At 61.6% G+C, this 6,572-nt stretch carries 3 protein-coding genes and 1 pseudogene; 2 read left to right on the top strand and 2 right to left on the bottom strand.

Annotation, left to right across the window (positions count from 1 at the left end; genetic code table 11):
- Positions 1–583, bottom strand: a pseudogene (locus M9827_RS05970) (MFS transporter); the annotation flags it as partial.
- Between the two features lie 146 nt (positions 584–729).
- On the opposite strand from M9827_RS05970, the gene M9827_RS05965 reads away from it, so the two are divergent.
- Together M9827_RS05965 and M9827_RS05960 are read left to right on the top strand one after the other, a co-directional pair.
- Complete coding sequence (locus M9827_RS05965; RefSeq protein WP_250604168.1) at positions 730–1,272, top strand: TetR/AcrR family transcriptional regulator; 543 nt, start codon at positions 730–732, stop codon at positions 1,270–1,272.
- A 259-nt stretch (positions 1,273–1,531) separates the two neighbouring features.
- Positions 1,532–5,002 (top strand): hybrid sensor histidine kinase/response regulator, encoded by a 3,471-nt coding sequence (locus M9827_RS05960; RefSeq protein WP_250604166.1) that lies wholly within the window; start codon positions 1,532–1,534, stop codon positions 5,000–5,002.
- Positions 5,003–5,090: 88 nt separating this feature from the next.
- Here M9827_RS05960 and M9827_RS05955 read toward each other — a convergent pair whose 3' ends face one another.
- Complete coding sequence (locus tag M9827_RS05955; RefSeq protein ID WP_250604223.1) at positions 5,091–6,455, bottom strand: DNA recombination protein RmuC; 1,365 nt, start codon at positions 6,453–6,455, stop codon at positions 5,091–5,093.
- Between the last annotated feature and the right edge of the window lie 117 nt (positions 6,456–6,572).

Below are 6,572 nucleotides of genomic sequence, written 5' to 3'. Positions count from 1 at the left end.
CCCCCCGCCACAAAGTGGCTCGTGCTTGAGTCGGCACGTGCAAGGTCGGCCGCAACGAGGCCCACGCCCCGGCTTGCGGGGTGACGCTTTCCGGCAAGCGCCAGACATAAAGGCCCTGCAACACAAACAGTGCGAGCAGCAGCCAGTAGGTCAGTTGCAACGGTGCCGGAGCAAACTCCGCCAGTAAACCGCAACCCATGCTGCCCAGGGCCATGCCGAGCAACGGCGCGACACTGTTGATCAGCGGCCCTTGCTGACGATCCGTGTCGAGCAGGGTCGCGCTTAAAACAGCGGTAGCCATGCCGGTGGCAAATCCTTGCAGAACACGCGCACTGATCAGCCACGCCACGCTGTCGGCGTAGATAAACAGCAGCATCGCCAACGCATTGAGCAACACAGCGGTGAAGATCACCGGTTTGCGTCCCAGGTGATCGGACAGCGAGCCGACGGTCAATAGCGCCGCCAACAGACTGAGTGCATAAACGCCGAAGATCAGCGTCAACACCGCCGCCGAGAAGTGCAACTGATCCTGATACAGGTGATACAACGGCGTCGGCGCCGTGGAAGCGGCGAGAAAACTCAGTAAAGTGATCGCCAGAAACCATAGGCTGGATCGATTGGAAGCAAGGCTGGTCATGGGCACACTCCGCAAAAGCTAATTTTTTGCTTTTGCGGAGTGTGCTACTGCCTCGCGCTTAAAGCAAATTCTTTGTGTTAAGGTCTGCCCCCATGGCTATTAAAGAAGGTTTACGCCCCGGCGGCCGCAGCGCCCGGGTGCAAGATGCAATTCATTCCGCAGTCCGTGCGCTCCTGCAAGAACAGGAGCGCTCAAGCGTGACTGTCCCGCAGATCGCCGCGCGCGCAGGCGTTACACCGTCGACGATTTACCGGCGTTGGGGTGATCTGTCGGCGTTATTGGCCGACGTCGCCCTCGCCCGCATGCGCCCGGACAGCGAACCGGCGCAGACCGGCAGCTTGCGCAGCGATATTCGCGCATGGGCCGAGCAGTATCTCGACGAGATGAGTTCCGAGCCCGGACGCCACATGATGCGTGACGTGCAGGCGAGCGCTACGCCGGGTTATTGCGTGACGATCATTGGCGCGCAGTTGCAGACGATCATTGACCGCCATCCGGATGAGTCGGCACCGAGTGTCGATCGGCTGATCAATCTGGTGGTCGCGCCGGTCGTCTTCCGCATTCTGTTTTCGGCGGCGGCGCTGGAGGTGGATGAACTGCATCGGCTGATCGATATTGCGTTGAACCAGCGCTGACGCCGCCGCCCATGTAGGAGCTGCGGCACGCTGCGATCTTTTGATCTTGATTGCAAAGATCAAAAGATCGCAGCCTCGTTTCACTCGACAGCTCCTACAGGGTTTTGTGTTCGGCAACGTCACCGCAAAAACCACCCGGCTCCCCGCCTGCGACACCCCGCCACGCCAAGACCTTGGTCGACACTGACTAACCGCCCCGCGCATGCGAGACTGTCCGCCCGGGCAGGATTGCCGGGGAGTCTTTTGTCGGGAGTGTTGCATGTCGCTGTCCACCGGGCTGATCGCCGCCGTCGCCCTGGCCTATATGGCCATCATGTTCGCCATCGCCTTCTACGGCGACCGCCGCAGCACGCCGTTGCCGCCGCGCGTGCGTGCCTGGGTATACAGCTTGTCGCTGGCGGTTTATTGCACCAGTTGGACGTTCTTCGGCGCAGTCGGCCAGGCAGCGGAACAACTGTGGTCATTCCTGCCGATTTACCTCGGGCCAATCCTGCTGCTGGTCGGCGCGCCGTGGGTTCTGCAGAAAATGGTGATGATCAGCAAACAGGAGAACATCACCTCCATCGCTGACTTTATCGCCGCGCGCTACGGCAAATCGCAATCGCTGGCGGTGGTCGTGGCGCTGATCTGTCTGGTCGGCGTCCTCCCCTATATCGCCCTGCAACTCAAAGGCATCGTCCTCGGCGTGAACCTGTTGATCGGCGCCGGTGCCGACGCCATGGGCACCCGCGCCCAGGACACCGCGCTGATCGTGTCGCTGGTGCTGGCGTTGTTCACCATTGTTTTCGGTACGCGCAACCTCGATGCCACCGAGCACCACCGCGGCATGGTGCTGGCGATTGCTTTCGAATCGCTGGTCAAACTGTTCGCTTTTCTCGCCGTCGGCGCCTTCGTCACTTATGGCCTTTATGACGGTTTCGATGACCTGTTCAACCAGGCCATGCTTGCCCCGCGCCTCGAGGAATACTGGAAAGAAACCATCAATTGGCCGTCGATGGTGGTGCAGACCGGCGTGGCGATGATGGCGATCATCTGCCTGCCCCGGCAGTTCCACGTTACGGTGGTGGAGAACATCGACCCGCAGGATCTGCGCCTGGCGAAATGGGTGTTTCCGGCCTATCTGGCCCTGGCCGCGCTGTTTGTCGTGCCGATCGCTCTGGCCGGTCAGATGATGCTGCCGAGCGACGTACTGCCCGACTCCTTCGTGATCAGCCTGCCACTGGCGCAGGCCCATCCGGCGCTGGCCATGCTGGCGTTTATCGGTGGTGCGTCGGCGGCGACCGGTATGGTGATTGTCGCCAGTGTGGCGTTGTCGACCATGGTCTCCAACGACATGCTGTTGCCGTGGCTGCTGCGGCGCAATAACGCCGAGCGCCCGTTCGAAGTGTTCCGCCAGTGGATGCTCTCGGTGCGCCGCGTCAGCATCGTCGTGATTCTGTTGCTGGCCTACGTCAGCTATCGCTTGCTCGGCTCCACCGCGAGCCTGGCGACCATCGGCCAGATCGCGTTCGCCGCCGTGACTCAATTGGCGCCTGCCATGCTCGGCGCGCTGTACTGGAAACAGGCCAACCGTCGCGGCGTTTTCGCCGGTTTGGCCGCTGGTACTTTCCTGTGGTTTTACACGCTGATCCTGCCGATTGCCGCGCACAGCCTCGGCTGGTCGCTAAGCAGTTTTCCGGGACTGGCGTGGCTGCACAGCAATCCGCTGAACCTGCCGATCACCCCACTGACCCAAGGCGTGGTGCTGTCGCTGGCGGGTAACTTCACCCTGTTTGCCTGGGTCTCGGTGCTGTCGCGCACGCGCGTGTCGGAGCACTGGCAGGCCGGGCGTTTCATTGGTCAGGAAATCAGTGCCCGGCCGAGTGCACGCTCAATGCTGGCGGTGCAGATCGACGACTTGCTGCAACTGGCCGCGCGCTTTGTCGGTGAAGAACGTGCACGCCAGAGCTTTATCCGTTTCGCCTACCGTCAGGGCAAAGGCTTCAACCCGAACCAGAATGCCGATGGCGAATGGATCGCCCATACCGAGCGTTTGCTGGCCGGTGTGCTCGGCGCATCTTCGACGCGCGCTGTCGTAAAAGCCGCCATCGAAGGCCGGGAGATGCAGCTGGAAGACGTCGTGCGCATCGCCGACGAAGCCTCGGAGGTGCTGCAGTTCAACCGCGCCCTGCTGCAAGGTGCGATCGAGAACATTACCCAGGGCATCAGCGTGGTCGACCAGTCACTGAAACTGGTGGCCTGGAACCGGCGCTATCTGGAGCTGTTCAACTACCCGGACGGCCTGATCAGCGTCGGCCGGCCGATTGCCGACATCATTCGCTACAACGCCGAACGGGGTTTGTGTGGCCCCGGCGAAGCGGAAGTGCACGTTGCCCGGCGTTTGCACTGGATGCGTCAGGGCCGCGCGCACACCTCTGAACGACTGTTCCCCAACGGCCGGGTGATCGAACTGATCGGCAACCCGATGCCGGGTGGCGGTTTCGTCATGAGTTTCACCGACATCACCGCGTTCCGCGAGGCCGAGCAGGCGCTGACCGAAGCCAATGAAGGGCTGGAACAACGGGTCAGCGAACGCACCCAGGAACTGTCGCAACTCAACGTCGCGCTGACCGAAGCCAAGGGCACCGCAGAAGCCGCCAACCAGTCGAAAACCCGTTTCCTTGCGGCGGTCAGTCACGACTTGATGCAACCGCTGAACGCCGCGCGGCTGTTTTCCGCCGCCCTCTCCCATCAGAACGACGGCTTGAGCAGCGAGGCACAACAACTGGTGCAACACCTCGACAGTTCGCTGCGCTCGGCCGAGGACTTGATCAGCGATCTGCTGGATATTTCCCGCTTGGAAAACGGCAAGATCAACCCGGATCGCAAGCCGTTTGCGGTCAATGAGCTGTTCGACATTCTCGGTGCCGAGTTCAAGGCGCTGGCGCAGGAACAAGGCCTGACCTTCCGCGTGCGCGGCAGTCATTTGCGTATCGACAGCGACATCAAATTGCTGCGACGGATTCTGCAGAACTTCCTCACCAACGCCTTCCGTTATGCCAAGGGCCCGGTGTTGCTCGGTGTGCGTCGACGTGGCGGCGACCTGTGCCTGGAAGTGTGGGATCGCGGGCCGGGGATTCCCAAAGATAAACAGCAGGTGATTTTCGAAGAATTCAAACGCCTCGACAGTCATCAGACCCGCGCCGAAAAAGGCCTGGGCCTGGGTTTGGCGATTGCCGATGGCTTGTGCCGGGTGCTCGGCCACACCTTGCGTGTGCGCTCGTGGCCGGGACGCGGCAGCGTGTTCAGCGTCAGCGTGCCGCTGGCTCGCTCACAAGCCATACCGGCAAGCGTCGCCGCCGAATTGAATGGCAAGTTGCCTAGCGGCGCGCGGGTCCTGTGCATCGACAATGAAGACAGCATCCTGATCGGCATGAACAGTCTGCTCAGTCGCTGGGGCTGCCAAGTGTGGACGGCGCGCAATCGTGAAGAATGTGCAGCGCTGTTAAATGACGGCGTGCGGCCGCAACTGGCGCTGGTCGACTATCACCTTGACCACGGCGATACCGGCACTGAGCTGATGGCGTGGTTGCGCACGAGCCTCGGTGAGCCGGTACCCGGGGTGGTGATCAGTGCTGACGGGCGACCGGAGATGATTGCGCAGGTGCATGCGGCGGGGCTGGATTATCTGGCCAAACCGGTGAAACCGGCGGCGCTGCGGGCGTTATTGAGTCGGTATCTGCCGCTTTAAAAGTAAAAAGATCGCAGCCTCCGGCAGCTCCTGCATTGGGATGGCGTACATCCTGTAGGAGCTGCCGGAGGCTGCGATCTTTTGATCTTTACTCAGGAAGTTCGACGAGGCCATCGACATCGGTCATCGCCCGCTCCAGCAAGTCCGCCGGCAAGCTCTTGCTCGCCCGTGCGCCGAGCAATTTGAGCTGTTCACTGCGACTGACCAGATTACCGCGCCCTTCTGTCAGCTTGTTGCGTGCTGAACTGTAGGCTTTATCCAGCTGTTGCAGGCGATTGCCGACCTCGTCGAGATCCTGAATGAACAGCACGAACTTGTCGTACAGCCATCCGGCGCGCTCGGCGATTTCCCGGGCGTTCTGGCTCTGGCGTTCCTGCTTCCACAGACTGTCGATCACCCGCAAAGTCGCCAGCAACGTCGTTGGACTGACGATGACGATGTTGCGGTCGAAGGCTTCCTGAAACAGCGCTGGCTCAGCCTGCAATGCCGCCGAAAATGCGGCCTCGATCGGCACGAAGAGCAAAACGAAGTCGAGGCTGTGCAGCCCTTCCAGACGCTTGTAATCCTTGCCGGCCAAGCCTTTGACGTGATTACGCAACGACAGCACGTGCTGTTTGATCGCGACCTGCCCGAGGCTGTCGTCGTCGGCAGCAACGTATTGCTGATAGGCGGTGAGACTCACCTTGGAGTCCACCACCACTTGCTTGTCGCCCGGCAAATAGATGATCACATCGGGCTGGAAGCGCTCGCCATCCGGGCCCTTGAGATTGACCTGGGTCTGGTACTCGCGACCCTTCTCCAGACCAGCGTGTTCGAGCACACGTTCGAGAATCAGCTCGCCCCAGTTGCCTTGGGTTTTCTGGCCTTTGAGGGCGCGGGTGAGGTTGGTGGCTTCGTCGCTCAGGCGCAGATTGAGCGCCTGCAAGCGTTCCAGTTCCTTGGCCAGCGAGAAGCGCTCGCGGGCCTCGGCCTGATAACTTTCTTCCACGCGTTTTTCGAAGGATTGAATGCGCTCCTTGAGCGGATCGAGTAACTGCCCGAGCCGTTGCTGACTGGTCTCGGCAAAGCGCTGCTCGCGCTCATCGAAGATCTTCCCGGCCAGTTCGGCAAACTGCGCACGCAGTTCATCGCGCGAGCCTTGCAGGTCGTTGAGGCGTTGCTGGTGGCTTTCCTGTTGCTCGCGCAGTTCGGCGTTCAGTGACGCGGCCTGCGCGTCGAGGCGGCGCAGCTCAGCTTCCTTGTTCGCCCGTTCGAGGTTCCAGGCGTGGGAGGCATCGCGGGCGTCATCACGCTCGATCTGCAGCAGTTCGACCTCCCGGCGCAGCGCCGCCAGGTCAGCCTGCTTGGCGGCGTTAGCCTGGCCAAGATCGGCAACTTCATCGCGGCTGGCGTCGAGCTGCGCGTTGAGTCCGTCCTGTGCCAATTGCGCCATGGCCAGCCGTTCTTCGAGCAGGGCGACCTCGGCCTGGCCGTTGCTCGCCCGGCGTTGCAGTTGCCAGGCCAGCGCCAGCAGCGGCACCCCCGCCCCTGCAAGCCCCAGCAATACGCTGGTCAAGTCAATCGCCATAGC

Origin of the sequence: Pseudomonas sp. AKS31, assembly GCF_023634765.1 — a bacterium.
Lineage (GTDB): Bacteria > Pseudomonadota > Gammaproteobacteria > Pseudomonadales > Pseudomonadaceae > Aquipseudomonas.
The sequence above is the reverse complement of the archived record's forward strand: the minus strand, read 5'-3'. Positions and strand labels throughout refer to the sequence as shown.

What these genes read in the sequence shown, in the direction of transcription:
- M9827_RS05965 (WP_250604168.1), top strand. Translation starts at nt 730, where the DNA reads ATGGCTATTAAAGAAGGTTTACGCCCCGGCGGCCGCAGCGCCCGGGTG.
- M9827_RS05960 (WP_250604166.1), top strand. Translation starts at nt 1,532, where the DNA reads ATGTCGCTGTCCACCGGGCTGATCGCCGCCGTCGCCCTGGCCTATATG.